Annotated in this window: 29 protein-coding genes; 16 read left to right on the top strand and 13 right to left on the bottom strand. The window is 70.2% G+C overall.

The window, feature by feature from the left end:
- Positions 1-273 precede the first annotated feature (273 nt).
- Positions 274-1,638 carry an FAD-dependent oxidoreductase gene (locus ACFWP7_RS17720; protein WP_384382441.1) on the bottom strand — a complete coding sequence of 455 codons (1,365 nt, stop codon included), beginning with the start codon at positions 1,636-1,638 and terminating at the stop codon, positions 274-276.
- Positions 1,639-1,864: 226 nt separating this feature from the next.
- Here ACFWP7_RS17720 and ACFWP7_RS17715 point away from each other — a divergent pair, with 226 nt between their 5' ends.
- Positions 1,865-2,425, top strand: coding sequence for a DUF6214 family protein (locus ACFWP7_RS17715; RefSeq protein ID WP_384382440.1), 561 nt, complete (start codon positions 1,865-1,867; stop codon positions 2,423-2,425).
- Positions 2,426-2,499: 74 nt separating this feature from the next.
- Here the strand turns inward: ACFWP7_RS17715 and ACFWP7_RS17710 are convergent, their stop codons facing one another.
- On the bottom strand, positions 2,500-3,150 hold the full coding sequence (locus ACFWP7_RS17710; RefSeq protein ID WP_384382439.1) for a DUF305 domain-containing protein: 651 nt from the start codon (positions 3,148-3,150) through the stop codon (positions 2,500-2,502).
- Positions 3,151-3,344: 194 nt separating this feature from the next.
- On the opposite strand from ACFWP7_RS17710, the gene ACFWP7_RS17705 reads away from it, so the two are divergent.
- Positions 3,345-4,847: an LVIVD repeat-containing protein gene (locus ACFWP7_RS17705; protein WP_384382438.1), complete on the top strand. Its 1,503-nt coding sequence runs from the start codon at positions 3,345-3,347 to the stop codon at positions 4,845-4,847.
- On the opposite strand, the gene ACFWP7_RS17700 is transcribed toward ACFWP7_RS17705, so the two are convergent.
- Positions 4,835-5,602, bottom strand: a complete 768-nt coding sequence (locus ACFWP7_RS17700; protein WP_384382437.1) for a TetR/AcrR family transcriptional regulator — start codon at positions 5,600-5,602, stop codon at positions 4,835-4,837. The two genes, ACFWP7_RS17705 and ACFWP7_RS17700, sit on opposite strands and share 13 nt — an antisense overlap.
- 183 nt (positions 5,603-5,785) lie before the next feature.
- On the opposite strand from ACFWP7_RS17700, the gene ACFWP7_RS17695 reads away from it, so the two are divergent.
- Positions 5,786-6,031, top strand: a complete 246-nt coding sequence (locus ACFWP7_RS17695) for a DUF2630 family protein (protein ID WP_384382436.1) — start codon at positions 5,786-5,788, stop codon at positions 6,029-6,031.
- 46 nt (positions 6,032-6,077) lie between these two features.
- Here ACFWP7_RS17695 and ACFWP7_RS17690 read toward each other — a convergent pair whose 3' ends face one another.
- The 4 genes from ACFWP7_RS17690 to ACFWP7_RS17675 form a co-directional block, all read right to left on the bottom strand.
- The gene (locus tag ACFWP7_RS17690) at positions 6,078-6,776 is read right to left on the bottom strand and encodes an HAD family hydrolase (protein ID WP_384382435.1); all 699 of its coding nucleotides are present in this window, start codon (positions 6,774-6,776) and stop codon (positions 6,078-6,080) included.
- Between the two features lie 33 nt (positions 6,777-6,809).
- The gene (locus ACFWP7_RS17685) at positions 6,810-7,493 is read right to left on the bottom strand and encodes a phosphatase PAP2 family protein (protein ID WP_384382434.1); all 684 of its coding nucleotides are present in this window, start codon (positions 7,491-7,493) and stop codon (positions 6,810-6,812) included.
- An 80-nt stretch (positions 7,494-7,573) separates the two neighbouring features.
- Positions 7,574-8,509, bottom strand: coding sequence for a M56 family metallopeptidase (locus tag ACFWP7_RS17680; RefSeq protein WP_384382433.1), 936 nt, complete (start codon positions 8,507-8,509; stop codon positions 7,574-7,576).
- Between the two features lie 109 nt (positions 8,510-8,618).
- A complete protein-coding gene (locus ACFWP7_RS17675) occupies positions 8,619-9,164 on the bottom strand; it encodes a DUF5134 domain-containing protein (RefSeq protein ID WP_384382432.1) in 546 nt (181 codons plus the stop codon).
- A 235-nt stretch (positions 9,165-9,399) separates the two neighbouring features.
- Here ACFWP7_RS17675 and ACFWP7_RS17670 point away from each other — a divergent pair, with 235 nt between their 5' ends.
- Positions 9,400-10,023 carry a MarR family winged helix-turn-helix transcriptional regulator gene (locus ACFWP7_RS17670; protein WP_384382431.1) on the top strand — a complete coding sequence of 208 codons (624 nt, stop codon included), beginning with the start codon at positions 9,400-9,402 and terminating at the stop codon, positions 10,021-10,023.
- A 29-nt stretch (positions 10,024-10,052) separates the two neighbouring features.
- Here ACFWP7_RS17670 and ACFWP7_RS17665 read toward each other — a convergent pair whose 3' ends face one another.
- Complete coding sequence (locus ACFWP7_RS17665; RefSeq protein WP_384382430.1) at positions 10,053-10,817, bottom strand: VOC family protein; 765 nt, start codon at positions 10,815-10,817, stop codon at positions 10,053-10,055.
- A gap of 92 nt (positions 10,818-10,909) precedes the next feature.
- The gene (locus ACFWP7_RS17660) at positions 10,910-11,296 is read right to left on the bottom strand and encodes a VOC family protein (RefSeq protein WP_384382429.1); all 387 of its coding nucleotides are present in this window, start codon (positions 11,294-11,296) and stop codon (positions 10,910-10,912) included.
- A gap of 70 nt (positions 11,297-11,366) precedes the next feature.
- Between ACFWP7_RS17660 and ACFWP7_RS17655 the strand changes: the two genes are divergently transcribed.
- Positions 11,367-11,909 (top strand): GNAT family N-acetyltransferase, encoded by a 543-nt coding sequence (locus ACFWP7_RS17655; protein ID WP_384382428.1) that lies wholly within the window; start codon positions 11,367-11,369, stop codon positions 11,907-11,909.
- Positions 11,910-11,912: 3 nt separating this feature from the next.
- Here the strand turns inward: ACFWP7_RS17655 and ACFWP7_RS17650 are convergent, their stop codons facing one another.
- Positions 11,913-12,596, bottom strand: a complete 684-nt coding sequence (locus tag ACFWP7_RS17650; RefSeq protein ID WP_384382427.1) for a glycerophosphodiester phosphodiesterase — start codon at positions 12,594-12,596, stop codon at positions 11,913-11,915.
- A gap of 377 nt (positions 12,597-12,973) precedes the next feature.
- Between ACFWP7_RS17650 and ACFWP7_RS17645 the strand changes: the two genes are divergently transcribed.
- From ACFWP7_RS17645 to ACFWP7_RS17625, 5 genes are all read left to right on the top strand, one after another.
- A complete protein-coding gene (locus ACFWP7_RS17645; RefSeq protein WP_384382426.1) occupies positions 12,974-14,371 on the top strand; it encodes a DUF6421 family protein in 1,398 nt (465 codons plus the stop codon).
- Positions 14,372-14,406: 35 nt separating this feature from the next.
- Positions 14,407-15,165 carry an SDR family NAD(P)-dependent oxidoreductase gene (locus ACFWP7_RS17640; RefSeq protein WP_384382481.1) on the top strand — a complete coding sequence of 253 codons (759 nt, stop codon included), beginning with the start codon at positions 14,407-14,409 and terminating at the stop codon, positions 15,163-15,165.
- On the top strand, positions 15,162-16,244 hold the full coding sequence (locus tag ACFWP7_RS17635; RefSeq protein WP_384382425.1) for a threonine aldolase family protein: 1,083 nt from the start codon (positions 15,162-15,164) through the stop codon (positions 16,242-16,244). Before ACFWP7_RS17640 ends, ACFWP7_RS17635 begins: the two co-directional genes overlap by 4 nt.
- A gap of 81 nt (positions 16,245-16,325) precedes the next feature.
- Positions 16,326-16,898 (top strand): transglutaminase domain-containing protein, encoded by a 573-nt coding sequence (locus ACFWP7_RS17630; RefSeq protein WP_384382424.1) that lies wholly within the window; start codon positions 16,326-16,328, stop codon positions 16,896-16,898.
- Positions 16,899-16,906: 8 nt separating this feature from the next.
- Positions 16,907-17,599: a B3/4 domain-containing protein gene (locus tag ACFWP7_RS17625; protein WP_384382423.1), complete on the top strand. Its 693-nt coding sequence runs from the start codon at positions 16,907-16,909 to the stop codon at positions 17,597-17,599.
- A 4-nt stretch (positions 17,600-17,603) separates the two neighbouring features.
- On the opposite strand, the gene ACFWP7_RS17620 is transcribed toward ACFWP7_RS17625, so the two are convergent.
- Positions 17,604-18,332, bottom strand: coding sequence for a lysophospholipid acyltransferase family protein (locus ACFWP7_RS17620; RefSeq protein WP_384382422.1), 729 nt, complete (start codon positions 18,330-18,332; stop codon positions 17,604-17,606).
- Between the two features lie 183 nt (positions 18,333-18,515).
- On the bottom strand, positions 18,516-18,932 hold the full coding sequence (locus tag ACFWP7_RS17615; RefSeq protein WP_384382420.1) for a DUF4395 domain-containing protein: 417 nt from the start codon (positions 18,930-18,932) through the stop codon (positions 18,516-18,518).
- Positions 18,933-19,007: 75 nt separating this feature from the next.
- Between ACFWP7_RS17615 and ACFWP7_RS17610 the strand changes: the two genes are divergently transcribed.
- From ACFWP7_RS17610 to ACFWP7_RS17585, 6 genes are all read left to right on the top strand, one after another.
- Entirely contained in the window at positions 19,008-19,421 is a 414-nt protein-coding gene (locus tag ACFWP7_RS17610; protein WP_384382480.1) for a TlpA family protein disulfide reductase, read from the top strand.
- Positions 19,422-19,626: 205 nt separating this feature from the next.
- Positions 19,627-20,136 carry a flavin reductase family protein gene (locus ACFWP7_RS17605; protein ID WP_384382418.1) on the top strand — a complete coding sequence of 170 codons (510 nt, stop codon included), beginning with the start codon at positions 19,627-19,629 and terminating at the stop codon, positions 20,134-20,136.
- Positions 20,137-20,390: 254 nt separating this feature from the next.
- Positions 20,391-21,176, top strand: a complete 786-nt coding sequence (locus tag ACFWP7_RS17600) for an electron transfer flavoprotein subunit beta/FixA family protein (protein ID WP_384382416.1) — start codon at positions 20,391-20,393, stop codon at positions 21,174-21,176.
- 67 nt (positions 21,177-21,243) lie between these two features.
- The gene (locus tag ACFWP7_RS17595) at positions 21,244-22,206 is read left to right on the top strand and encodes an electron transfer flavoprotein subunit alpha/FixB family protein (protein ID WP_384382414.1); all 963 of its coding nucleotides are present in this window, start codon (positions 21,244-21,246) and stop codon (positions 22,204-22,206) included.
- 178 nt (positions 22,207-22,384) lie between these two features.
- The gene (locus ACFWP7_RS17590) at positions 22,385-23,689 is read left to right on the top strand and encodes a DUF6986 family protein (RefSeq protein WP_384382412.1); all 1,305 of its coding nucleotides are present in this window, start codon (positions 22,385-22,387) and stop codon (positions 23,687-23,689) included.
- A gap of 196 nt (positions 23,690-23,885) precedes the next feature.
- Positions 23,886-25,580, top strand: coding sequence for a serine/threonine-protein kinase (locus ACFWP7_RS17585; protein WP_384382410.1), 1,695 nt, complete (start codon positions 23,886-23,888; stop codon positions 25,578-25,580).
- Here ACFWP7_RS17585 and ACFWP7_RS17580 read toward each other — a convergent pair.
- Positions 25,526-26,347 carry a hypothetical protein gene (locus ACFWP7_RS17580; RefSeq protein ID WP_384382408.1) on the bottom strand — a complete coding sequence of 274 codons (822 nt, stop codon included), beginning with the start codon at positions 26,345-26,347 and terminating at the stop codon, positions 25,526-25,528. The genes ACFWP7_RS17585 and ACFWP7_RS17580 overlap by 55 nt on opposite strands.

Below are 26,347 nucleotides of genomic sequence, written 5' to 3'. Positions count from 1 at the left end.
GCCAGGCCCCTGCCGTCCGCGCTGCCGCGGTCCCGCTACGCCCCTGCCCTCCGCGTCGCCGCGGTCCTGCTACGCCCTTGCCGTCCGTGCTGCGGCAGCCCCGCCAGGCCCTTGCCCTCCGCGCTGCCGCGGTCCCGCTACGCCCCTGCCCTCCGCGCTGCCGCGGTCCTGCTACGCCCCTGCCGTCCGTGCTGCCGCAGCCCCGCCAGGCCCCTGCCGTCCGTGCTGCCGCGCTCCTGCTTCGCCCCTGCCGTCCGCGCAGCCGCGGTCCCGCTACGCCCTTGCCGTCCGTGCTGCCGCGGCCAGCAGCGAGGCCCAGTCCGGAAGCTTGACGATGCCCCGCCCGAGCGAGGCGCCCAGTTCGGCCTCGGCGCGCTCGATCGCCTGCCATCCCGCCCACTCGACGGGCGTCAGCCCCTCCGCGCGCAGCGCCACGAGCGGATCCTCGGGCACTTCCCGTCGTACGAGCGTCTCGGCGTCCTGGAGCAGCGAGGTCACCGTCTCCTTGGCGCACGGCCGGTTGGTGCCGATGACGCCGGTCGGACCTCGCTTGATCCAGCCCGCCACGTACTCACCGGGTGCGATCGCACCGTCCCGTACGACGCGTCCCGCGAGATGCGGCACCGTGCCGAGCTGCGCGTCGAACGGCAGCCCGTCCAGCGGCACTCCGCGATAGCCCACCGAGCGCAGCACCAACTGCGCGTCGATGTCCTCGTACCGACCCGTGCCCGTGACGCCGCCCTGCCCGTCCGGCACCGTCCGCTCGAAGCGGACCGAGCCCACCCGCCCGCCGGCTTCTTCGCCGACGAGCAGTTCGACGGGGCGCAGGAAGAAGCGCAGCCGGATCCTGCGCGCGGCGGGATCCCGTGGGGGCGCGGAGGCCCAGCCCCGCAGCACCTCCACGTTCCGGCGGTTGGCGGCCGGCAGCCCGGAGGGATCGGTGTAGGCCGGATCCAGCTCCAACTCCCGTGGATCCACGACGATTTCGGTGTCCGGCAGGGCGCCCAGCTCGCGCAGCTCCTTGGTGGTGAAGCGGGCCTGTGAGGGGCCGCGCCGCCCCACCATGCTGATCTCCGTCACCCGGCTCGCGGCCAGCGCGGTGAGCGCCGACTGCGGCATGTCGGTGGGGTTCAGCTCGGCCGCACCGCGGGCCAGGATGCGGGTGACGTCGACGGCCACGTTCCCGACGCCGATGACCACGGCGGACCGTGCACCGAGCACGAATCCCTCGGCCGCGGAGTCGGGGTGCGCGCTGTACCAGGACACGAACTCGGTCGCCGACCAGCTGCCGGGCAGCTGCTCGCCGGGCACCCCGAGGTGGCGGTCGGTGGCGGCGCCCACGCAGTAGACGACCGCGTGGTACAGCTCGCGCAGCCTGGATGCAGGCAGTGCGTCCGGGCCGATCAGGACGCCGCCGAGGAACCGCACCCGCTCGTCCTCCAGGACCGACCGCAGATTGTTCTGGAGGGACTTGATCTTCTCGTGGTCGGGCGCCACGCCGTAGCGGACCAGGCCGTACGGGCAGGGCAGCCGGTCCAGTACGTCCACCCGCACACCGGGTACCTGACTCTGCTGGACGAGACCCTGGGCGGTGTAGACCCCGCTGGGACCCGAGCCGACGACGGCGACACGCAGCACGCGGAACTCCTTGTCCGAAACCTGAACAGTTCGAGGAGATCGCTGATGGCTCTTCCAGGATCGCACCACTGGTGCTCCGCTGACAGGGTCGGCGCACGGCTCGTGCGAGCGTGTCCGTTCGTATGGAATGTGATCATGCGGTTACGTTCCGTATGTGCTAGAAGCATCCTCTCTTAATCTGTCCGATCGCCTGGGTGACTCCGACCATCGCGGTCCCGACGGTGCCGTGTCGGTGTCGCCAGCGTGGCAAGTGCGCGAGCGCGAAGGGGTGACCTCCTGGTTCGACGTCCGGCTCGCCTTCGCCGACGGCGCCCGGGTCGACCTGCTCGCCGTGGTGTGCGGGGGCGCTGTGTCGATCGAGGACGTGCGGGCCCAGCCCCCGCTCTCCCTCGGTGACCTGGATCTGCTCGCCGACTGGATCGAGGAACCGCTCGCCGAGGCGTGCGGCGCGCGCACCGCGCCGACGTGCGAAGGGGCGTGCGGGGAAGGGCTCCCGCACGAAGCGCCATGCGGGGAAGGGCTCTCGCACGACAATTCGTGCGGGGAAGGGCTCGCGCGCGACGCGTCCTGCGAGGAAGAGCCCTCGCACCGCGCCCGGCCCGCGTGGCCGCGCGGTGTCGAGGGCCGTCGGCTCGTCGCCGAGGAGTACCTCGCGGCTCAGGGCGACGGCCGCGACCCGGTGCTCGCGGTGATGGATGTGACCGGGCACAGCCGCCGCAGGTCGCTCAAGTTGATCGCCGGGGCACGCGACGCGGGGTTCCTGACGCCACGTCACGTGCGCCGCTGAGGACGACAGTTGGGCACGGCGGTCGCGGCACCGACGCCGATCGCCTCCGACAGTGCGACGGTGACCGGGTGCGGTTACGACATGTCCTGCATCCTGCCGATCTCGCTCGTCTGCTGTGCGATCACGTCGTCGGCCATTTCCTCGATCTGGATGTTGTTGCCCTGGGCCTTCACATCCGTCGCCATCGTGATCGCGCCCTCGTGGTGCGTGATCATCAGCGTCAGGAAGAGCTGGTCGAACGCCTTGCCCTTGGCCGCGCGCAACTTCTCCAGCTGCGCCTCCGTCGCCATGCCGGGCATCGCCTCGTGGGCGTGCTCCGTGGCGGCGCTCTCCCCGTCGTGCGCCTTGAGCCAGCTCTCCATGGTGGTGATCTCCGGCCCCTGTGCGGCCGCGATCCGTTCGGCGAGCGCCTTCACCGAGCTCGACTCGGCCTGTTTCGGGGCGAGTTCGGTCATCTCCAGCGCCTGAGTGTGATGCTCGATCATCATCCGCGCGTATGCGAGGTCGGCCGAGTTGGGGGTGTCGTCGTCCGTCCGTTGTTTCGCGGCGTCCTCGGCGGAGAGAGTCTGAGCCGCCTCACCGGGCTTGCCGGGCACGATCACCGAAGGCCCGCTCGTCGTGGGGGACTTGGTCTCGGTATCGGAGTCACAGCCTCCCAGCGCGAGCACGACGACCGCCAGCGACGCTGTGACCAGGGACGCGTGGGACGGACGGCGGAAGAGCACGGTGACCTCCTGAGGCGCACGAATGGGCGAACACCTCAAGGGTGTTGAGGACTTTCCTAGCACGCTTGTGAACCTGGATGATCAGAAACTTTCATTACGACTGCGTTGCCTTCTGTTGATCGGTGCATGGCGAAGACGATACTGCGGGGTGTGCGTGAACCGTTCGACTGCGAACGGCTACAAGGGAGGATGCAGTGACCCTGTTGAAAGACCCCCGAACGCGGCGCAGACGCCTCGGAGTTGCCGCGGCCGCGGCCGGACTCCTGGCCGCGCTGCTCACGGCCGGCCCGGCGGCCGCGATCCCCGACCCCGGGGACAGTCCCGCCGCGCAGGAGAAGGTCTCCCAGAGCGACGAGGCTGTCGCCGAGGCGGCCATAACGAGTGGCGAGATACCCGGGCAGGACGAGATCCTCCACTCGGACAACATCGAACCCCTCGCGAACATCCCCAAGGATGCTCTGCCCAACTTCAATTCGGACCTTGCCTTCCAGGGCAACTACGCCTTCGCCGGCAACTATGACGGCTTCCGCATCTTCGACATCCGGAACCCGAAGGCGCCCAAGACGGTCGCACAGGTGCTCTGCCCGGGCTCGCAGAACGACATCACCGTCTCCGGCAACCTGCTCTTCCTTTCCACCGACTCCTCGCGCAGCGACAACTCGTGCGCCAGCACGACGCAGCCCGTGACGGAGAAGTCGTCGTGGGAGGGCATGAAGGTCTTCGACATCACCGACAAGGCGAACCCGAAGTACGTGGCCGCCGTCGAGACCGCCTGCGGCTCGCACACCCACACGCTGGTGCCGGAGAAGAAGAACGTCTACATCTACGTCTCCTCGTACTCGCCGAACGCCACCTACCCCGACTGCCAGCCGCCGCACGACGGCATCTCGGTCATCAAGGTGCCGCGCAACGCCCCCGAGAAGGCGGCAGTGGTGGGCTTCCCCGTCCTCTTCCCCGGTGAGGGACCGGACGGCGGCGGCAACCCGGGCTCGCCCACCAACCCGGGTGTCTCCAAGACCACCGGCTGCCACGACATCACTGTCCTGCCGTCCAAGGACCTCGCCGCGGGCGCCTGCATGGGCGACGGCATCCTCTTCTCCATCAAGGATCCGGAGAACCCGAAGGTCATCGACAGGGTCCAGGACAACGTGAACTTCGCGTTCTGGCACTCGGCGACGTTCAACCAGGACGCCGACAAGGTGGTGTTCACCGATGAGCTGGGCGGCGGTGGCGCGGCCACCTGCAACGCGGCCATCGGTCCGAATCGCGGCGCCGACGGTATCTACGACATCGTTGGCAAGGGTGACAACCGCAAGCTCGTCTTCAAGAGCTACTACAAGATCCCCCGCTACCAGGCCGACACCGAGAACTGCGTCGCCCACAACGGCTCGATCATCCCCGTCGAGGGCAAGGACATCATGGTCCAGGCCTGGTACCAGGGTGGCGTGTCCGTCTGGGACTTCACCAACTCGGCCGAGCCTAAGGAGATCGCCTACTTCGAGCGCGGCCCGCTGAGCACCAGCACGTTCTCGGTCGGCGGCTCCTGGTCGGCGTACTACTACAACGGCTATATCTACTCGAACGACATCATCAAGGGCTTCGACGTGCTGAAGCTCAGCGACCGGCGCACCGACCCGGCGAAGCGGGTCAAGCTGCCCGAGCTCAACGTCCAGACGCAGCCGGACTACTTCGACTGATCGTTCAGTCGATCGGACCGGTCGTCGGACTCACCACCGGAATCACCACCGGACTGACGACCGGACTGACGACCGGACTGACGACCGGGCTGATCGGCCGGCTTTCGGTCGGTTGCGAAGAACCGTGACAGGTCCGTGTCGCACGTCCCGCCGGGCACCTCGGTGTCCGGCGGGACACCCAACGCCTTTTCCAGTCCGTACCGTTTGAACAGTTCGGCCCGCAGCGTCGGGATCGACATCGGGACGCCCGGCACCACGGCCGCGTACACCGAGCCCATGAGCAGCGCGCGCAGCATCGGGTAGTCGGTGGCGGCGTCGGGCGAGCCGAAGCACGCGACGGTCTCGCCGAGCAGCTGCGCGAGACGCTGCTGATCCGGGCACTCCACGAATCCCTCGGGCTGGAGGATCCCGGCCATGTGCTGGCGCATCAGCACCGGCTGATCGCGGGCGAGTCCCAGAATCGCGTCGATGGCCCGTGCCATCCGCTCCCGGCCGTCCTCGGTGTGCGGCTCGCGCTCCAGCGCCTCTTCCAGCGTCCGGTGCATCAACCGGTGCACGGCGGACTGCACGAGCTGGCGCTTGCCGGGAAAGTAGTACGACACCAGTCCGCGCGCCGATCCCGCGCGATCCGCGATGTCGCCGAGCGTGGTCGCCTCGTACCCCTGCTCGCTCACCAATTCCACCGCGGCCTGCAGGAGTCGTTCCCGGGAACGCCGCCGCAACTCTTCGTTGACGGACTGGCTGCGCGGGGACATTCTGAAACTCCTGCGTTGACTGGCTGTCAGCCAACTATACTCAGGTTGTCCGGACCAAGCCCCTCCGGGGGCTGTTTCGGGCTGCCGTCCGCCTCGGGTGACGCGGGGGATCATCCGAGGCGGACGTGCGGGGCGTGAGCGGTCTCCTTAGAGTGGGCTGGAGTGCCGAGGAGGCGGGTGGACATGGATCAAGATCAGATCCTGGCCAGGATCGCGGCGATGGTGGACGACGAACGACGCCTGCGCGACGCCCTCGCGTCCGGGCAGATCGACAGCTCGACCGAGCACGAGCGGCTCGGACAACTGGAGCGCGATCTCGACCAGTGCTGGGACCTGCTGCGCCAGCGGCGTGCGAAGTCCGAGTTCGGTGAGAATCCGGACGAGGCACGGCCCCGTCCTTCCTCGCAGGTCGAGGACTATCAGGGCTGAGGCGACGCTTGAAGGAGCGGCCCAGAGCGCGAGCCGCGCCGGGGCGTCAGCCGATCAGGTCGAGGACCGGCCGCAGCCCTTCCGGACGCTCGGCCACCGGCAGATGGTCCACGAAATGTATGGCGCAGCCCAGGGCCGTCGCACCGCCGTCCGCGCGCCGGTCGTCCCCGACCATCAGCGTGTCCTCGGGCGCCACCCCCAACGCGTCGCAGGCGACCGCGAACAGCCGCGTATCCGGCTTCTGGATACCGTGTTCGTACGACAGGACGTACGCGCCGATGTACGGGTCGAGCCCGTACGCACGGAAGACGGGCCGCAGATCCCAGCCGATGTTGCTGACCACACCGACGGCGATCCCGCCCTCGCGCAGCGCGCCCAGCACCCCCTCCACGTCCGGGTAGGGCCGCCAGGCGTCCGGGACCATATGGCGTTCGTACAGCGCGTCGTGCAGCCGGGGATCGGGCAGCGCCACCCGACGGGAGAGCGCGGTGTAGGCGACCCGGTGCGACTCGGCGCTCTCGTCCCGGATCGCCCACATACCGCTGAGCTCGTCCGGCAGCGGCTCTGCCGGGGAGGCCCCGCCGGGGAGCGCGCCCGCCGACTCCAGGTCCTGGGCGGCGCGGATCAACTCGGCCTCGGGCAGCGGGATGTCGGCCTCCGCGAGCACCGCCCGTAGCCAGGACTCGGTCGATTCGACGCGGAAGAGCGTTCCGGAGAAGTCGAAGAGCACGCCTTTGATCGTCATGAGGGAGATCCTTCGCGGCGCGGCCCGCACTGGTCAAGGCCGCCTTGCGGCAGGCCACCGTTCGTACGAGGCCATCGCCAGCGCGACCATCAGCGCCCCGAGAAGCCAGCCGCCCACGACGTCCGACGGCCAGTGGACGCCGAGCCAGACACGGGTCAGACCGACACCCACGACGGAGACGACGGCCAGGGCGTACGCCGTACGCCGCAGGGTGTCCCCGGCGTCGTACAGGTGCAGTAGCCACAGCAGCAGCCCGCACACCACCGCGGTCGTCATGGCGTGGCCGGAGGGGAAGGCCGCGTAGTGGGCGGAGTCGACGGGATCGGGCCAGACGGGGCGGGCGCGGCCGATTGCCGACTTCAGCCCCTGCTGCACCACTGTGCCCAGCACACATGTGGCCGCCACCCATAGGGCCAGCCACCATGCGTGCTGTCGCCACACCAACCAGACCACGGCGGCGGCACACAGTGCACGCATGGTCCAGGGGTCCCACACCCAGTCCGTCAGGATGCGGAACGCATGGGTGAGGCCGGGTTCGTCGACTGCCCAGGGGTGCATGGTGCGGGCGATGTGTCCGTCGAGGGTGAGCAGTGGCTGCCAGGAGAACGCGACCAGCAGGAGAAGGAGCAGGGAGGGCACGGTGAGCGCCGCCGCCGTGAGTGCCGCGGTCCGCGGGCCCGGTGTGCGGGGAGGTGCGTCGACAGGCGGGGAGTGCATGGGGTGATCCTCGCCGATGTACGGGGCCGGAAACCAACCTCGGGGCGCCCGGGGAACTCACGGGTCGCGCAGATGCCTGGTTACCCCAGCGCCCGCAGCCCCGGTACGAACGTCACCAGGAGCGGGATCACCGGCACCAGCGCGGCCGCCGCTGTCAGCCGCAGGCGCCGGGCCGCCGTGAGCCGGTCCGGAGGAGTGAGGAGGCGGTGGACACGGTGGGGGACATGGGCCTGCGGGGTGGGGCAGGGACCGAACACTCCCCGGTCCTCGTTGAGTTCCACCAGGGCGAGGGCGATCGTGAGGCGGCCGAAGCGGCGCGAGGCCATGTCGTCGGCGGAGAGTTCGACCAGCCGGTGCATCTCGTCGCGGAACGCGGCGAACACCGGAACCTGCGGGAATCCGTTGGCCAGCGCGCCCGAGCAGTGCAGCAGCCAGTCGTGCCGCGCCCGCGCGTGCCCCTGCTCATGGGCGAGTACGGCGTCCAGCTGAGGTCCCTTGAGGCGGCGCAACGCGCCCGTGGTGACGACCAGCCGGGGCGCCGCGCCGGGCAGCCACCAGGCGTCCGGGCGCACCCCCTCCAGGACCACCAGACGGTCGGCGGCCGGCTCCTCACCCGGCAACAGCGGGGCGCGCAGAAGGAGTTCGGCCCGGCTCTGCCGACGGCGGGCTCGGGCCCCCGCGATCTCACGGACCAGCATCGCCGCGGTCCACACGCCACCGCACGCGAGCGCCACGGCGGTCGTCGCGGCCCAGGGACTCCCGGTGCTCAACGCATAGGCGTCCACGACCGAATGCGGCGCCGGACCGAACACCTGGCCCCGCACCACCAGCCACGCGGCGGCCGCGCTCAGCGTCATCGACAGCGCGCAGCACAGCAGAACGGCCGCGACCACGCACTGCCACGCCCACAGGGCCACCACCGGTTCGCGGTCCACCCAGTCCGCCCTGGCGAGCAGCCGCGGAGCGACCACGGCAGCCAGTGCGCCGAGCAGCAACAGTGCCGCGGGGACCATCATGGCCGAAGCCTATGAGCGGGGTGTCGCCGGAGGATACGGGCCACGACGGCAAAGTGACGTACGCCACGGTCTTGTCGCGGCAACTTCCCGCGGTCGGGAGGCTTCGCTCTCAGAGCGTGACCAGCATGGCCAGCATGGCTATGCCCATGGACAGCCGACACGCCTGTGACAGTTCGGGGCGGTCGGCCCAGCCGACGGTCCCGGCGCCGCCTGCCACGCTCCCCATCGGCAGGAGGCGCAGACCCGAGCGCAGCACATACCCCGTGAAGTAGAGCAGGAGCGCCCCGGTCAGCAGCGGCACCCCCGAACCGCCGTGGCTGTGGTGGCCCGGAGCGGTGGCCATCACCTCCGCCATGTAGACCATCGCGCAGGCGCCCACCAGGTGGTGCACATGGTGCGGGCTCGTACGGGCCACCCACAGGGCGCGTACCGCCGCCGCGCCGAACACGGCCGTGTAGGCGAGCCAGGCCCAGCGCGGTGGCGCGGGCACCGCCGCGGGCACGGCCATCGCGGCCATGCCGAAGGCCATGAGCGCCTCACCGCCGGCGGCACGGCGTTGTTCCTCGACGGAACTGCGCATCCGCAGGAGGCAGTAGGCCCCGGTCGCCGCACACAGCACGACGAGCAGCCAGCCGGGCGAAGCCGGTCCACGCATCGGGCACCTCCCCGCTCGACGGGCGTCGGACAGTCGGTCAGGGCATGCCCGGCGCGGGCGGGGCGCAAGCGAGCGCAAGGGTGTACACGGGGGAGCGTTCTGAGCGCCTTGCGGGTGAGTCGGTGAAGCGCGCCTGGCCGGAGAACCGAGTGATGCCGGTGGAAGGCGCCGCACACCGTACGCTCGCGGCGTCGGTACGACGGCAGGGTCTGCACTCCTTGGAGGGCGCACAGGCATGACGGCAGCGAACGGGCGGACGACGGACGGGAACGCCCATACGGGACGGGGAGAGGGGGTGGACACCCGTGCCGGGCACGTGGGGATCTCGGAGAGCGCCTCCGAACGGGTGGTGGGATCTGACGACACCATGGCCGCGGTCGTACGACAGTGGCAGGCGGTGCGGCCCGACCTCGACACCGGACCCATGGAGATCATCGGACGTATCAACCGCTGCGCCGCCCTGCTTCAGCAGGCGGAGGACGCTCCGCTGCGCCGTGCCGGACTCACCCGCCCCGAGTTCGACGTCCTGGGCACACTGCGGCGGACCGGACATGAGCTGACCCCGAGCGAGATCGCCCGCGAGACGTTCTCCTCCGGTGCCGCCGTCGCCAAGCGCCTGAAGCAGCTGACCGAGCGAGGCCTGGTCGAACGGCGCGGCGACACCCGTGACCGCCGGGTCGCACACGTCCGGCTGACCGACGAGGGACGCGACCTGGTGGACGGCATCCTCCCCGAACAGCTCTCCTACGAGACGACAGTCCTGTCGGGCACCGATCTGGGCCGGCAGCGCGAACTGGCCGACCTGCTGGCCGAGTTGCTCGGCCAACTGGAGAGCCGACTCAGATTGCCAGGCGCCTGAGTCTCCGGGAGTCACCCAAACGACACCCCCTAGCTCTCCTCGTCCTCCACGTGGATGCCGAAGGCGGCGCCCTGCGCGTCCCGTACGACGGCGATCCGTGGGCCGTGCGGCACGGACATGGGCTCCATGAGCAGGTGGCCCCCCGCCAGGAGGGCGGCGTCCGCGGTGGCGTCCACGTTCTCGACGGCGAAGTAGGGCAGCCAGTGCGAGGGGACCTCGTGCGGGAACTTGTCGTCCATCGTCACCATGCCGCCGAAGTCGGCGCCGTCGACACCCCACTGCGTGTAGTGCTCCGAGGCGTTCACCGTCCAGCCGAACACCGTCGTGTAGAACTCGGTGACCGGGTCGGGGGCGCGGGTGAGCAGCTCCACCGAGCCGAGGGCGCCCGGGGCGTTGAACAGCCCCGCGCCGGGGAAGGACCGCCCCTGCCACAGCTGGAAGGCGGCGCCGCCCGGGTCGAACGCGACCGCGAAACGGCCCTGGTCGAGCACGTCCGTCGGGGCGAGGGCCACGGTGCCGCCTGCCGTCTCCACCGCGGCCACGGCGGCGTCCGCGTCGGCCACGGCGAACGAGACGTTCCAGGCGACGGGCTGCGACTCCTGGTGCAGCGGCGCCAGCCCGGCGACCGCGGCGTCGCCGATATGCGCCACGGTGCAGCAGCCCGCCTCCTGGCGCGCGTCCGTCTCCGGACGCCAGCCGAACAGGTCGGCGTAGAAGCGCTTGGCCGCCTCCGGATCGCTGGTCCCCAACTCCGTCCAGCAGGGCCCGCCGGTCACCGGCCTGTCGAGCTTCATGAGGTTCCTTCCGCAGCGAGCCCCCTGAAAACGCTAGTCCCGGCCTCCGGAGCGGCCATCCGAAGGCGCTGCCGCGCAGAGAAACCCGGGCCTCAGGGCCGGTGACGCAGCGGATGGTCCGCCGGGATCTGCACGATCACGATCTCGGTGCCGTCCGGATCCGCGACCCACATCTCGATCAGCCCCCACGGCTCCTTCACCGGCGGCCGCAGGACCTCGACACCGGCGGCCGTCAGTTCCTCGTACGCCGCCTTCGCGTCCGCGACCTGGAGCCACAGCTTGACCGCGGGGGACGGCCGGGACTCGGAGCGCCCCGCGACCTCCAGGAAGCCGCCGCCGAGGAAGTAGACGGTGCCGCGTTCGGGGCCCGTACCGAACTCGCGGTAGACGGCGAGCCCCAGCTTCTCGCCGTAGAAGGCACGGGAGCGCTCCGGGTCGGTGGGGCGCAGGAGGGTTCGGCTGCTCAGTACATGCACCATGCAGCGGGAGCCTAGAGGAGGGTTACGCTCGGCGGTGCCCGAGCCGCGCCACCGAACGGAGAACCGCTCCATGGACACCACCGCCTCCAGCGGACCGACCTTCCGCGATGCCACCGACAGCGACGTCGACGCCCTGGTGGCGCTGATCGAGTCGGCGTACCGCGGGGACTCCAGCCGGGCCGGCTGGACCACGGAGGCGGACATCCTCGAAGGGCAGCGGACCGATCCCCAGGGCGTGCTGACGGTCATCAAGTCGCCCGACAGCCGGCTGGTGACCGTCGAGCGGGACGGCGCGATCGTGGCCTGCTGTCAGCTCGAACACCGCGGCGACCACGCCTACTTCGGTATGTTCGCGGTCAGCCCCGCACTCCAGGGCGCGGGCCTCGGCAAGGTGATCATCGCCGAGGCGGAGCGCCACGCGCGCGAGGTCTGGGGCGCCGAGGAGATGCACATGACGGTGATCTCCGTACGCGAGGACCTCATCGCCTGGTACGAGCGGCGCGGCTACCGCCGTACGGGAAGGATGACCCCCTTCCCGTACGGCGATGAGCACTTCGGCATTCCGCAGCGCGAAGACCTGCAGTTCGAGCTGCTGGTCAAGTCACTGATGTGACGTTCACGCGGTGAAGCGGCCGGTGCGCTTGATCTCGGGATAGTCGGTGGTCGCGCCGTCCAGTCCCAGGGCGCGCACCAGCCGCAGCTGGTCCTGGGTGTTCACCACCCAGCCGATGATCCGCAGGTCGGCCTTGCGGGCGCGCTCGACGACCTCCAGGGTCAGCCGGCGGATGTTGAGACAGACGGTCGCGGCGCCTACGTCCACGGCGCGGTCCACCACGTCGGTGCCGTACCGGCTCGCGATCAGCGCGGTGCGGGCGCCCGGCACGAGCCGGGCGATCTCGTCGATCGCCTCGTCGTGGAAGGACGACACCTCGACCTGTCCGGCCAGATCCCGCCGGTGCATGACCTCGGCCAGTGCCCGCGCCGCCGCCACGTCCTTGATCTCGGCCTGGAGCGGCGTCGTGAGGGCGTCAAGGACCTCCTCGAAGACGGGAACGCGCTCACCGCGCCCCGCGTCCAGCTGGCGCAGCTCAGCGAGGGTCTTCTCGGCGATCGGCCCCGACCCGTCGGTCGTACGGTCCACTTCGGCGTCGTGCATGACGACGAGCGCGCCGTCCTTGCTCAGGTGCAGATCGAGTTCGATCAGGTCGAGGCCCGCGTGCTGGGCGGCGACGAAGGAACGGAGGGTGTTCTCGGGTTCGACACCCATGACTCCGCGGTGACCGATGGTGAGGAAGTTCAAGATGCGACTCGCTTCCGTCGACGGCGGCTCGGCTCGCGCGTGGTTCCGACGGCGGCGCCCACGCGGCAAGGCCGCAGCCTAATGGCCCTGCTGTGCGATGTACCCGCTCGTACGCGGGCCAATGACCCCGCCGGTCAGGGAAGACTCTCCCCGCGCCGCCGCGCCGGGTCACTCCGAGGTGGGCGAGTCCCGGCAACGGTTGACTCCGGCGCCGCCCGCGCCGCATCGGCGGTCGTAATCGCCTGAAGGGTTTCCAGCAGGAAAATTAGCGGTGAAGATGCTGGTGCGCAGGATAATGCCCCGAGTTCCCGCTTGTGGGAAGGAAGTCCGTTCGCATACGGTGTTCTTACGCGAGGTTCTCCTGTGGAGGGTGGGACATGACGGAAATTCTTGTGCGGGTAGGTGCGGAGGGGCAGGTTCCGTCCGTAGCCAGCGTGGTGGAGCACCCGGCATGGCCCGTGCTCAAGGGCGCGGTGGAGGAGATCCGGCCGTGGCAGGCCAAGGACGGCTCGATCGACTTCGGCGCGGAGGGCGCGCCGGACGCGTCCGACGCGGATCTGGCCGTACGCCGTGCCATTGACGCGATCGAGCGGCTCGCCCCGCTGCTGCCGCACGACGCCGCCTACCACGAGGCCCTCGTGAAGGATCTGGGCCGCTGGGCCGACGGGGGCTTCCAGGTGCCCGACTTCCTCGACTCGCTGCTGGCCTTCCGTCCCGCCGCACACCGCGAGGACGGCCTCCAGCACCTGGTCGTGTTCCCGATGTACACGCAGAACGGCAACCCGGACCGCAACTTCGAAGCGGTCGTGCTGCGCATGGTGTGGCCGGACTGGCTGGCCGACCTGGAGCGCACCCGTTACGACAACCCGCTGTTCTGCGGCATCACCTTCGAGGACTTCACCGCCGGCTACGACACCAACTCGGCCGTTCTCTTCCCGGAGACCATCGCCGTGCGCGAGGCACCCGAGCGCTTCTCCTGGGGCGGCATCTTCTGCGACCGTGAGGCCGCCCGCTTCCGCGCCGTCACCGATGCCGCCGTCGGCATCCTCGGTCTGGAGCTGCCCGCGGACATCGCCGTGATGGTCGAGGACCAGGAGCGCTGCGAGCAGGCCTTCGTGCTCTGGGACATGGTCCACGACCGCACCCACAGTCATGGCGACCTGCCCTTCGACCCGTTCATGATCAAGCAGCGCCAGCCGTTCTGGATGTACGGCCTGGAGGAGCTGCGCTGCGACCTCACCGCCTTCAAGGAGGCCGTGAAGCTTGAGGCGGACGGTTTCCCGCAGGGCCGTGACGTGCAGTACGCGGTGCTCTTCGACCGGATGTTCCGCTTCCCCGTCACCGGCGAGCGCGTCCGCAACTACGACGGCCTCGGCGGCCAGCTGCTCTTCGCCTACCTCCACAAGCACGACGCCGTCCGCTGGACCGACAACAAGCTGCACATCGACTGGCAGCGCGCCCCGCAGGTCACCAACCAGCTGTGCGCGGAGATCGAGGACCTCTACCGAGCCGGCATCGACCGCCCCAAGCTCGTCCATTGGTTCAAGGCGTACGAGCTGGTCGCCACCTACCTCCCCCCGCACCCGGGCTCCCGCTGGGCCAAGGGCCCGGACGCCCTGGACGTGACCCAACCCCCGCGCAAGCTCGTCGACGACGTGCTTCCTGACGAGTTTCCCCTGAGCATGTTCTATGAGGCGCTCGCCAAGAAGCTCAAGCACGTGATCGCCTCCACCAAGGGCATCACCGCGGCGAAGGCCGAGCAGGTCGCCGCGTGAGTGCCCGTGCCGAGGACGTATCGGAGGCGAAGGCGATGTCCAACGGAAACGGCAACGGAGCACTCGGCGGAGCGGTGATCGCGGTGGCTGGCGCCGGCGGCCCCGCGGGCCGCGCGACGCTGCTGCGGCTCGCCGAGGCGGGCGCGACCGTCGTCGGCTCGGACAACGACCCCGAGCGTCTCGCGGAGGCCGTGGACGCGGCCAGGTACGCGTACGGCGGCGCCACCGTCGTCGGTGAGACGGTCGACCTTCTCGACCTGCGGTCGACGCGTGACTGGGCCACCCGTATCGAGAAGGACTTCGGCCGCGTCGACGGCCTGGTCCACCTCGTCGGCGGCTGGCGCGGCAGCGAGACCTTCACCAAGACCGTCCTCGACGACTGGGACCTGCTCGAACTGCTGCTCATCCGCACGGTGCAGCACACCTCCCTCGCCTTCCACGAGGCGCTGCAGCGCAGCGAGCGCGGCCGGTACGTCCTGACCAGCGCCGCCGGCGCGAGCAAGCCCACCGCGGGTAACGCGGCCTATGCCGCCGCCAAGGCCGCCGCCGAGGCCTGGACGCTCGCCATGGCCGACTACTTCCGTAAGGCCGGGGGCGAGCAGGGGCCGACCTCCGCGGCTGCCATCCTGGTCGTCAAGGCACTGGTGCACGACGCGATGCGCGCCGAGCGCCCGAACGCGAAGTTCGCGGGCTTCACCGACGTCAAGGAGCTGGCCGATGCCATCGCCGGCGTCTGGGACAAGCCCGCCGGTGAAGTGAACGGAAAACGTCTGTGGCTGACCGAGAAGCCGTGAACCCTCCCAAGGCCCCAGATACAGCGGCCCGGCGTCACCACGACCCGGCCGTCCGGGGCTTCGCCAGCGACAACTACGCGGGCGCCCACCCCGAGGTGCTCGCCGCCCTGGCACTCGCCAACGGCGGACACCAGGTCGCGTACGGCGAGGACGACTACACCGCCAACCTCCAGCGCATCGTCCGCAGCCACTTCGGAGCCACGGCCGAGGCCTTCCCGGTCTTCAACGGAACGGGCGCGAACGTGGTCGCGCTGCAGGCCGTCACCGACCGCTGGGGCGCGGTGATCTGCGCCGAGAGCGCGCACATCAATGTCGACGAGGGTGGCGCCCCCGAGCGCATGGGCGGCCTCAAGCTGCTCACGGTGCCCACCTCCGACGGCAAGCTCACGCCCGAACTGATCGACCGGCAGGCGTACGGTTGGGACGACGAGCACCGGGCGATGCCGCAGGTCGTCTCGATCACCCAGAGCACCGAACTGGGCACCCTCTACACGCCCGAGGAGATCCGCGCGATCTGCGACCACGCCCACGCGCACGGCATGAAGGTCCACCTGGACGGGTCCCGGATATCGAACGCGGCCGCCTCCCTGGACGTCCCCATGCGGACGTTCACCAATGCGGTGGGCGTCGACATCCTCTCCCTTGGCGGGACGAAGAACGGCGCGCTGTTCGGCGAGGCCGTCGTCGTCCTCGACCCTGACGCCGTCAGCCACATGAAGCACCTGCGCAAGCTGTCGATGCAGCTCGCCTCCAAGATGCGCTTCGTCTCCGTGCAGTTGGAGGCGCTGCTCGCCAAGGACCTCTGGCTGCGCAACGCCCGCCACGCCAACGAGATGGCCCGGCGGCTCGCCGAGGGTGTGCGCGCGGTGCACGGCGTGGAGATCCTCTACCCGGTGCAGGCCAACGCGGTCTTCGCGCGCCTTCCGCACGACGTGAGCGAGCGCCTGCAGAAGCGCTACCGCTTCTACTTCTGGGACGAGAGCGCGGGCGACGTCCGCTGGATGTGCGCCTTCGACACCACCGAGGACGACGTGGACGGTTTCGTGGCGGCACTCAAGGAGGAGATGGCGCACCCCTAACCCGAGGATTCGATGCATAGGTATGCGGTCGCCTGAAAAGTCATTGACTCTCGGGCGATCGCGTTCCTATGCTCTGCGGGCATGGAACTGATCCAGAACACCACGGACCTGTCCGCGTACTTGGCCGCCGACGAGGTCATCGACCACCACCATCCGCTGGTACGCGAGACGGCCGCGCGGCTTGCCAGGGGATCCGTCGACTCGTATGCCTATGCGCGATCCGCCTTCGAATTCGTGCGCGATGCGATCCCGCACTCGCAGGACTCCGGTGATCCGCGCGTCACCTGGCGCGCGTCCGACGTACTGGAGCAGCGCACCGGGATCTGCTACGCCAAGGCGCACGCCCTGGCCGCGCTGCTGCGGGCCGAGGACATCCCGACGGCGCTGTGCTACCAGAAGTTCGACGAGGTGCACGGGCTCGTCGCCGTGCGGTTCAACGGTGCCTGGCATCGGCAGGACCCGCGCGGCAACAAACCGGGCGTGGATGCCCAGTTCTCCCTGGAGGGCGAACGGCTGGCCTTCACCCCCGACCCGGAGTCCAATGAGATGGACTATCCAGTACTGTACGCTGAACCTCACCCGGTTGTGCTGAGCGCCCTCAAGGCCGCCCCCGACCGGCCGTACCTCTGGCAGACGCTCCCCACCGCACTCTGAGGCAGGCCATGACCCTCACGCTCACCGTGTCCGACGAGGTGTGCGCCCTCGCACCCGGCTTCACCCACGTCGCCATCGAGGCGTACGGACTCGTCAACGGGCCCAGTACCGAAGGGACTTCGGCGCTGCTCGATGACGCGGCCCGCCGTCTGGCCGTACGACTGGACGGTCGCGCTCCGCACGAGGACCCGCACATGGCCGCCTGGCGGGAGACCTACACGGCGTTCGGCTCCAAGCCCTCGCGGACCCGCAACTCGGCGGAGGCGCTGGCCAAGCGGGCGCTCTCGGACGCCGGACTGCCCCGGATCAACGTGCTCGTCGACATCTACAACGCCATCAGCGTCGCCCACTTGGTCCCTGCGGGCGGGGAGGACATCGACCGCATCCAGGGCGGGATGCGCCTGGTTCGGGCCACCGGCGACGAGGACTTCGTGACGGTCGCGGGCGGCGAGGAGGCCGTTGAACACCCGGACGCGGGTGAGGTGGTGTGGTGCGACGACGCGGGGGTGACCTGCCGCCGCTGGAACTGGCGCCAGGGGCCGCGCACGCGGCTCACCGAGGAATCGGTCTCCGCGGTCTTCCTGCTGGAGGGCCTGGCGCCGATGCCGGTGGCCGACATCGCGCGGGCCGGAGCCGAACTCGCCGAACTCCTGGAGAAGTTCAGCCCCGGGGCGCGGATCACCGTCCACGCCCCGGAGTGACGATTCAGCGCGCCTCGGCCGCCTTCACCTCTTCGGGGGTCGGCGCGGTGCCGCCGAGGTGTGCGGGCATCCACCAGGTGTCGTCCGGCCCCTTGGGCCGCACGGGGTAGGCGCGCTGAGCGGCTTCGAGGAGCTCCTGTACGCGGTCACGCACCCGCCGGGTGATCGCCCCCGCGTACTGGTCCCTCGGGGCCTCGACCGGCTCGCCGACCCGGATGGTGATCGGGGTGTGGCTGCGCTTGAAGTTGCGCGGGTGCCCCTTGGTCCACAGGCGCTGGGTGCCCCACACCGCCATCGGGATCAGCGGGACGCCGGCCTCCTGGGCCATGCGCGCGGCACCCGACTTGAAGCTCTTCAGGGTGAACGACGGCGAGATGGTGGCCTCGGGGAAGACGCCGATGATCTCGCCGGAGCGCAGCGACTCCAGTGCGTGCTGGTACGCCTTCTCACCCTGCGTGCGGTCCACCGGGATGTGCTTCATGCCCCGCATCAGCGGCCCGGAGATCTTGTGCCGGAACACCGACTCCTTCGCCATGAAGCGCACCAGACGCTTCTGCGGCAGGGCGGCCATGCCGTCGAAGATGAAGTCCAGATAGCTGATGTGGTTGCTGACCAGCACAGCGCCGCCCGAGCGCGGAATGTTCTCCGAACCCTTGCAGTCGATCTTGAGGTCCCAGGCCTTGAACAAGATTTGGGCGAGACCGACGACGGGACGGTAGACAAGCTCTGCCATGGACGGGGTGGGCCCTTCTCTCTGCCTGGGAAGGGGCTTCCCGGCGAAAGTTACGCAGCCGTAGGTTTACGGCATTGCGCAGATCGTGCCCGAAGAACGGACGAGTGGCCAGTCCTGGTGCCCGTACCGGGCGAGATCCTCGTCACGTCACCCCTTGATCCACCTCGGAGTTTTAACTTCCCTTTACTCCGTGCGTACTGTGACTCGCCGCACCAGCAGGTACATCTCGCACCCGAGGCAGTAGCCGAACGCGGCATTGAGGAACGCGGCCGCGAGCGCGCACGCGGTGGCCGTGAGACCCAGCCACTGCGGCCCCACCACGTAGCCGACGAGCCCCACGACCGCGAACGCGAGCCCGACCGCCTGCGCGAATCGCGGCGGCTCCGGTGCCTCGAACTCCGTGGGCGGCCCGATCCGCGGCCGTACGGCCTTGCGGAACAGCCAGCCGTACGGGGAGCGCCCCACACCGCCCGCAGCGCCCAGCGCGAACGCCAGCGTCTGCCAGGCCAGCAGCCAGGCGCTGCCGGTGATCAGTACGACCGCCAGCACGAAGGTCGTCACGGCCGCACCGAAGCGCGGCCCTCTTGCGTCGATTTCCATGAACCAAGCATTCCGCACCGGGCGCGATTCCCGTAGGCGGGAATCTTTGCGGTCTTGTGAATGCTTGTCGATGTGATGACCGGACTTGTGGTGTGCGTGGTGGTGCTCGCGATGGCGAGCGCCTACGGAGTGCTGCATCGGCGGCGGAGCGGGAGGGTGAGGGTGCGCGGGCGCGACGGCGGAAAGCTGCTCGGCGCGGCGGAGTTGGGGGAGGGGCTCGGTGAGCGGGCCACGCTCGTCCAGTTCTCCAGCGCCTTCTGTGCCCCCTGCCGGGCGACCCGGCGGATCCTCGCCGAGGTGGCGGAGCTGGTCCCCGGGGTCTCCCACGTGGAGATCGACGCGGAGGGCCACCTGGACCTCGTACGCGAACTCGACATTCTCAAGACGCCGACCGTGCTCGTGCTCGACGCCGACGGGCGGATCGTGCGGCGGGCAACGGGGCAGCCGCGCAAGGCGGATGTGATCGCCGCACTGGGGGAGGCGGTGTGACCGTGGTGACCAAGGTGAGGCACCTCCCGGATACCGGGACGCACTTGACTGCACCCGCCATCTATCGTCAGCCTGACCGTATGCCCCCGGAACTCCTTCTCTTCGAGCGCGTCCACGTGGACCTGGCCCGAACCGCGAGTGCGCGCTGTCCGGGCTGCTGAGCAGCCACGGATCAGCCCGTCACCTCTCGCAGAAGGACAAGTCCATGACGGCCACGCCCGACCTCGGCACCCCCCAGCTCGCCTCCCCCGACCTGCTGCGCTCCGTCTTCAGGCGGCATGCGGCCGGTGTCGCCGTGATCACGGCTCCCGGCGGTGACGGCCCCGTCGGCTTCACCGCCACCTCGCTCAGCTCGGTCTCCGCCGAGCCCCCGATCGTCTCCTTCGGGATCGGAGTCGGCGCCTCCAGCTGGCCCGCGGTCTCCGAGTCCGAGCACATAGGCGTGCACATACTCGGGGAGCACCAGCAGGAACTCGCCGGCACCTTCGCCAGGAGCGGCGCCGACCGCTTCGGCGCGCCCACCCGTTGGCGTAACGGCCCCGAAGGTGTTCCGGTGCTCGACGACGTCCTGGCGTGGCTCGTATGCCGTGTCGTCGCGCGCGTGCCCGCGGGGGATCACCGCATCGTCCTGGCCGAGGTCGTCCTCGGCGACCCCTCGGGCTCCGGCCGCCCGCTGCTCTACCACCAGGGGCGCTTCAACGGCCTGCGCGACTGAGAGTCGAGTCCGAACCTGCTCCGCGGTCCTGCTCCGCGGTCCTGCTCTCCGGTCTACTCACCGGTCCTACTTCTCGGTTACGCAGCGTTGCGAACGTCACAGTTCAAAGCGCTTGCTTAGTGGGCACCCACTAGGTGTACTGGTGAGTAATATTTCGGTCGGAGCGCGGGCCGCCCCGACCGGGATCGGCCGCTTCAGGCGCCTATGCTGCCGTAGAAGGCAGCCAAAAATGACGATGCAGTAGGAGAGCCGGCGTGAGCTTGAGGATCGTTGTCACTGTGAAGTACGTGCCCGACGCCACCGGCGACCGGCACTTCGCCGATGACCTGACCGTCGACCGTGACGACGTGGACGGTCTGCTCTCGGAGCTCGACGAATACGCGGTGGAGCAGGCGCTGCAGATCGCCGGCGAAGCCGACGACGCCGAGATCACGGTGCTGACCGTCGGCCCCGAGGACGCCAAGGACGCGCTGCGCAAGGCGTTGTCGATGGGTGCGGACAAGGCCATCCACGTCGAGGACGACGGCCTGCACGGCTCCGACGTGATCGGTACCTCGCTGGTGCTCGCGAAGGCCATCGAGAAGGCCGGCTTCGATCTGGTCATCTCCGGCATGGCGTCCACCGACGGCACCGCCGGTGTCATCCCGGCCCTGCTGGCCGAGCGACTTGGCGTTCCGCAGGTCACCCTGCTCTCCGAGGTCTCCGTCGAGGACGGTGTGGTCAAGGGCCGCCGCGACGGCGACTCCGCCTCCGAGCAGCTGGAGGCCTCCCTGCCGGCGGTCGTGTCGGTCACCGACCAGTCGGGCGAGGCGCGTTACCCGTCCTTCAAGGGCATCATGGCCGCCAAGAAGAAGCCGGTGGAGGCCTGGGACCTGGAGGACCTGGAGATCGAGGCGGACGAGGTCGGCCTCGAAGGCGCCTGGACCAAGGTCGACTCCGCGACCGAGCGCCCCGCGCGCACCGCCGGCACGATCGTCAAGGACGAGGGCGAGGGCGGCAAGCAGCTCGCCGAGTTCCTCGCGGGCCAGAAGTTCATCTGAGAACACCGGCCTGCCGCAGGCTCCCTGACCGCCCCTCATCTTTCGCAAGCAGGAGAGAAGAAGTCCCATGGCTGAAGTTCTCGTCTACGTCGACCACGTGGACGGCGCCGTCCGCAAGCCCACCCTTGAGCTGCTGACCCTGGCCCGTCGCATCGGCGAGCCCGTCGCCGTCGCCCTGGGCGCCGGCGCGGAGGCCACCGCCCCCGCACTCGCCGAGCACGGCGCGGTCAAGGTCCTCACCGCCGACGCCCCTGAGTTCACCGACTACCTGGTCGTACCGAAGGTGGACGCGCTCCAGGCCGCGTACGACGCCGTGTCCCCGGCCGCGGTGCTCGTGCCGTCCTCCGCGGAGGGCAAGGAGATCGCCGCTCGCCTCGCGCTCCGTATCGGTGGTGGCATCATCACCGACGCCGTCGACCTGGAGGCCGGCGACGAGGGCCCGGTGGCCACGCAGTCCGCGTTCGCCGCCTCCTTCTCCACCAAGTCCCGTGTGTCCAAGGGCACCCCGGTCATCACCGTCAAGCCGAACTCGGCCGCCGTGGAGGCCGCCCCGGCCGCGGGCGCCGTCGAGGCCCTCGCCGTGACCTTCTCCGAGAAGGCCACCGGCACGAAGGTCACCGCACGCACCCCGCGCGAGGCCAGCGGCCGCCCGGAGCTGACCGAGGCCGCGATCGTGGTCTCCGGCGGCCGTGGCGTCAACGGCGCCGACAACTTCGCGATCATCGAAGGGCTCGCCGACTCCCTCGGTGCGGCCGTCGGCGCCTCGCGCGCCGCCGTCGACGCCGGCTGGTACCCGCACTCCAACCAGGTCGGCCAGACCGGCAAGTCCGTCTCGCCGCAGCTGTACATCGCCTCCGGTATCTCCGGTGCGATCCAGCACCGCGCCGGCATGCAGACGTCGAAGACCATCGTCGCCATCAACAAGGACGCCGAGGCCCCGATCTTCGACCTCGTCGACTACGGCGTCGTCGGTGACCTCTTCGAGGTCGTCCCGCAGCTCACCGAGGAGATCAAGTCCCGCAAGGGCTGATTTTCCGCCGTACGAGGCATACGAGGCCCCTGCGACCGCCGTTGGCGCGGTCGTGGGGGCCTCTGTTCATGCCGGGGGCAGAGTTGCCCAGGAGGGTGTTGACCGGCGGGAAGGTCCCCGGATAACTTCGTTCTACGGATTGTTGATTCCGTACTGCGGAAAACATGGAGGGTGTGGAATGGGTCAGGGTCAGCAGGAGAAGGTGGCGACCAGCCTCGCGGGCGCCGTCAGCGAGGAGATCAGCGCCTCCCTCGCCCCGGTCGACGCCGAGCTGGAGCGCCACTACCCCGGCGACCCGGGCACCCGGCAGCCCGTCCACACCGTGTACGTACCCGGTGACGCGTTCGCCGCCGACACCGTCCGCACCTGGGGCGACCAGGCACTCGCGGCCCTGGACGAGCACGCCCCGGACGCCGCCTCCTTCGCCGCCGTCCTCGGCCTCAGCGACGAGCTCGCGCAGCCCGTGTACGACCGCGTACGGGCCAAACTGGAGCGCGAACCGATCGAGGACCTGCGCGTCGACTTCGAGGACGGCTACGGCCCGCGTCCGGACGCCGAGGAGGACGAGACGGCGGCACGCGCGGCCGGGCTGATCGCGGAGGCGTACGAGAACGGCACGGCGGCCCCGTACATGGGCATCCGCATGAAGTGCCTGGAAGCCCCGGTCCGTGCGCGCGGCATCCGCACCCTCGACATCTTCCTCACCGGCCTGATGGAGGCCGGCGGTCTGCCCGAGGGGCTCGTCCTGACCCTGCCGAAGGTGACGTACGCCGAACAGGTCACCGCGATGGTCCGGCTCCTGGAGGAGTTCGAGAAGGCGCGCGGCCTGGAGCCCGGGCGGATCGGCTTCGAGATCCAGATCGAGACCAGTCAGTCGATCCTCGCCGCCGACGGCACCGCGACCGTCGCCCGCATGATCCGGGCCGCCGAGGGCCGCGCCACCGGCCTGCACTACGGCACCTTCGACTACAGCGCCTGCCTCGGCGTCAGCGCTGCCTACCAGGCCAGTGACCACCCCGCCGCCGACCACGCCAAGGCGATCATGCAGGTCGCCGCGGCGGGCACCGGCGTACGCGTCTGCGACGGCTCCACCAACGTCCTCCCCGTCGGCCCGTCGGAGCAGGTCCACGACGCCTGGCGGCTGCACTACGGCCTCACCCGCCGTGCCCTCGCCCTCGCCTACTACCAGGGCTGGGACATGCACCCCGGCCACATCCCGACCCGCTACGCGGCCGTCTTCGCCTTCTACCGCGAGGGTTTCGAGCAGGCCGCGGCCCGCCTCTCCCGCTACGCCAACCAGGCCGGCGGCGACGTCATGGACGAGCCCGCCACCGCCAAGGCCCTCAGTGGCTATCTGCTGCGCGGCCTGGACTGCGGCGCCCTGGACCTCGCCGAGGTGGCACGGGCGACGGGGCTGACACGGGCGGACCTGGAGGGCTTCGCGGTGCCGAGGCGGGGAGATCTGACGATCTCGGCCAAGTAGAGGTTTCCGGGGGCGCGGGGCTGTGACACTGTGCGGCTCCGTCGCGGCGGGCGGACGGTCCGTGGCTTCAGGACGGCCGTCGACTCCGGTCGCCGAGGAGCGACCACGTCACAGAGGCCGCCTCCCGACACCAGCTGTCACTGCTGCCACGTAGGGTGGACGCCATCCACTGGCGTGACCAAGGAACGGGGCAGCGGTGTCTTCGGGGGAGAACCAACAGGCGGACGGAACCGGCCGGTTGCTGGCCGGGCGCTATCGCGTGCTGTCCCAACTCGGCCGCGGCGGCATGGGTGTCGTCTGGCGAGCCCGGGACGAGGTGCTGGGCCGCGAGGTCGCCGTCAAGGAACTGCGCACCTACACGGACGCCGCCGCCCCCGAACTGGCCGACCTGGGCCGCCGGATGCAGCGTGAGGCCCGCGCGGCGGCCCGGGTGCGCCACCCCGGAGTCGTGGCCGTGCACGACGTGACGGAGGTCGACGGACGGCCGCTAATCGTCATGGAACTGGTGGACGGCCCTTCCCTGGACGACGTCCTGGGCGAGCGCGGCACTCTGGACCCCCGCGAGGCGGCCTCCATCGGCGCCAAGGTCATGGACGCGCTGGCCGCGGCCCACCGCGCAGGCGTCCTGCACCGCGATGTGAAGCCGGGCAACATCCTCCTGGACCGCTCGGGCCGCGTCGTCCTCACCGACTTCGGCATCGCCACGATGGAGGACCCGGGCGACGGCTCGGCCACCCACCTGACCCGCAGCGGTGAACTGGTCGGCTCCCTGGACTACTTGGCGCCCGAGCGAGCCCAGGGCAACGACCCGGGTCCCGCGTCGGACGTCTGGGCACTCGGCGCCACGTTGTACGCGGCCGTGGAGGGGCTGTCCCCCTTCCGCCGTACGTCGACGTGGTCCACGCTCACCGCGATAGTGGCCGACCCGCTGCCGGAACCCCGGCGGGCCGGGCCGCTGGGCCCCGTACTGCAGCAGCTCATGAACAAGCAGCCAGGGCAACGACCGGACGCGGACCGGGCACGCGAGCTGCTGGAGGCGGTCGCGGGAGCTCCTGAGACGGACTCCCGGACGACTGGGCTGAGGCTGCCGGAGCCACGGCCGCATGAGACGACGGCGCTGAGCGTCCCCTCCATACCGCCGGGATTCGGGCCACCGGAGCCCGTGGTTCCGGCGGCGCCCCCTGCTGCCGCCGGCCCTTCTCCCGCACCCCGCCGCCGAGGCCGGGCCCTCCTCGCCGCGGCGGCCGTCACCGTCGTCCTCGCGGCGGCCGGCGTCAGCGTCGCGTTGCTGAACAGCCCGGACGACACCGGCAGCGGGGCCGCAGCGACGCCGCCCCGGGCCGACGGCGCGGCGCCCTCCGACGGAGCCAGCCGCGGAGAGGTCGACCTGTCGGACGACTCCAAGCCGACCGGACAGGGCGACAAGAAGTCCAAGCCCCCGGAGCAGAAGCCCAGTCACACGGGCGAGACCACTCCGAACCCCTCAAAGGCCCCCGTCAACGGCGCCAGTACAGGCGGGACATCGGGCGGAGCCTCGGGCGGCTCCACCGACGGCGGTACAACGGGGGGCGGTTCGGACAGCTCTCCCACTCCTGACCCCCCTCCCGATCCCGTCTGCGACTCCATCGGCGGCGGCAGGTACAACTGCCAGGTCTGGCGCACCGCCACGTCCTACACCGCCTCCGGCGCCGAGGCCGGCACCCTCAACGCGGGCACCAACTACTTCTACTGCCAGCAGAACCTGGGCCGTCGCGAGACCTACGGCGAGTGGACCAACGTCTGGTGGGCCAGGACCGACGACGACAGTGGCAACGTCGATGTCTTCGTCAGCGATGTCTACATCCAGGGCGGCGACAACGACGCACCGCTTCCGGGACTTCCGGTCTGCTGAGACCCCACGTACTTCTCCAGCCCTTCCAGCTCTTCCAGGCCGGAAGGCATCGCAAGTCCTTCCTCGGCGAACAGCCGGGTGCCCCGCGCGCAGAGCGCTCTGTCGAAGCGCGCCCTGGTGCAGAGCTCCTCGGGCGTGTCCCCGAACAGCTCACGCAGGCGCGGTGGTCCGGCGAGGAGAGAGGCGAGCAGCGGACGCTCGCCCGGATGCACGCAGGGCGCACCCGAGCCGTCATGAAGGACGCCACGGCGGTTGACGTAGACGTAGGCGCCGGCGAGGAGTTCGCCGGACTCGAGCTCGATCCGGAAGTCGTCCGAGGCGAGCCGGGCGCGGTCGTACGCCTCGGTCCGCGCCGGAACTCCCTCGCTGGCGTCGACGACCGCGAGCTGGGCCTCGTCGAGCCAGGTGACGAACAACTCGCTCACGATTCCCGGCGCCTGGAAGGGCGACGCGGACACGTAACCCCTCAGGCTCACATGGGCCGAGACGCCGACGCCCAGGCCCGTGACCCTCGCCTTCACCAGCGGGATCGGGGAGGACACCTCGTACTCCGCCATCTTGTGCCGGAGTTGGGCGGGGCAGCCGATGGAGCCGACGGCGATGACGGGGACGCGGTCCTTGTGCACCAGTCGTTCCAGGGGCAACAGGCGGTTCCCGTCCAGGAGTCCGGACTCCTGAGGCCACTTTCCCGGATAACTCAGGGGGTGGTCACGTGGCGCCTCGGCGAGGCCCAGCGCTTCGAGCGTACGAGGATCCGGGCGGCCCAT

It is taken from the genome of Streptomyces sp. NPDC058470, from assembly GCF_042721055.1.
Classification (GTDB): Bacteria; Actinomycetota; Actinomycetes; order Streptomycetales; family Streptomycetaceae; genus Streptomyces.
The sequence above is the reverse complement of the archived record's forward strand: the minus strand, read 5'-3'. Positions and strand labels throughout refer to the sequence as shown.

Bases quoted from the DNA above. Each gene is read 5' to 3' on its own strand.
- ACFWP7_RS17695 (WP_384382436.1), top strand. From the start codon at position 5,786: ATGGATCAAGATCAGATCCTGGCCAGGATCGCGGCGATGGTGGACGAC.
- ACFWP7_RS17625 (WP_384382423.1), top strand. From the start codon at position 16,907: ATGACCCTCACGCTCACCGTGTCCGACGAGGTGTGCGCCCTCGCACCC.
- ACFWP7_RS17670 (WP_384382431.1), top strand. From the start codon at position 9,400: ATGACGGCAGCGAACGGGCGGACGACGGACGGGAACGCCCATACGGGA.
- ACFWP7_RS17620 (WP_384382422.1), bottom strand. From the start codon at position 18,332: ATGGCAGAGCTTGTCTACCGTCCCGTCGTCGGTCTCGCCCAAATCTTG.
- ACFWP7_RS17590 (WP_384382412.1), top strand. From the start codon at position 22,385: ATGGGTCAGGGTCAGCAGGAGAAGGTGGCGACCAGCCTCGCGGGCGCC.
- ACFWP7_RS17640 (WP_384382481.1), top strand. From the start codon at position 14,407: ATGTCCAACGGAAACGGCAACGGAGCACTCGGCGGAGCGGTGATCGCG.
- ACFWP7_RS17660 (WP_384382429.1), bottom strand. From the start codon at position 11,296: ATGGTGCATGTACTGAGCAGCCGAACCCTCCTGCGCCCCACCGACCCG.
- ACFWP7_RS17580 (WP_384382408.1), bottom strand. From the start codon at position 26,347: ATGGGCCGCCCGGATCCTCGTACGCTCGAAGCGCTGGGCCTCGCCGAG.
- ACFWP7_RS17645 (WP_384382426.1), top strand. From the start codon at position 12,974: ATGACGGAAATTCTTGTGCGGGTAGGTGCGGAGGGGCAGGTTCCGTCC.
- ACFWP7_RS17680 (WP_384382433.1), bottom strand. From the start codon at position 8,509: ATGATGGTCCCCGCGGCACTGTTGCTGCTCGGCGCACTGGCTGCCGTG.
- ACFWP7_RS17615 (WP_384382420.1), bottom strand. From the start codon at position 18,932: ATGGAAATCGACGCAAGAGGGCCGCGCTTCGGTGCGGCCGTGACGACC.
- ACFWP7_RS17665 (WP_384382430.1), bottom strand. From the start codon at position 10,817: ATGAAGCTCGACAGGCCGGTGACCGGCGGGCCCTGCTGGACGGAGTTG.
- ACFWP7_RS17630 (WP_384382424.1), top strand. From the start codon at position 16,326: ATGGAACTGATCCAGAACACCACGGACCTGTCCGCGTACTTGGCCGCC.
- ACFWP7_RS17675 (WP_384382432.1), bottom strand. From the start codon at position 9,164: ATGCGTGGACCGGCTTCGCCCGGCTGGCTGCTCGTCGTGCTGTGTGCG.
- ACFWP7_RS17700 (WP_384382437.1), bottom strand. From the start codon at position 5,602: ATGTCCCCGCGCAGCCAGTCCGTCAACGAAGAGTTGCGGCGGCGTTCC.
- ACFWP7_RS17690 (WP_384382435.1), bottom strand. From the start codon at position 6,776: ATGACGATCAAAGGCGTGCTCTTCGACTTCTCCGGAACGCTCTTCCGC.
- ACFWP7_RS17655 (WP_384382428.1), top strand. From the start codon at position 11,367: ATGGACACCACCGCCTCCAGCGGACCGACCTTCCGCGATGCCACCGAC.
- ACFWP7_RS17595 (WP_384382414.1), top strand. From the start codon at position 21,244: ATGGCTGAAGTTCTCGTCTACGTCGACCACGTGGACGGCGCCGTCCGC.
- ACFWP7_RS17685 (WP_384382434.1), bottom strand. From the start codon at position 7,493: ATGCACTCCCCGCCTGTCGACGCACCTCCCCGCACACCGGGCCCGCGG.
- ACFWP7_RS17605 (WP_384382418.1), top strand. From the start codon at position 19,627: ATGACGGCCACGCCCGACCTCGGCACCCCCCAGCTCGCCTCCCCCGAC.
- ACFWP7_RS17610 (WP_384382480.1), top strand. From the start codon at position 19,008: ATGACCGGACTTGTGGTGTGCGTGGTGGTGCTCGCGATGGCGAGCGCC.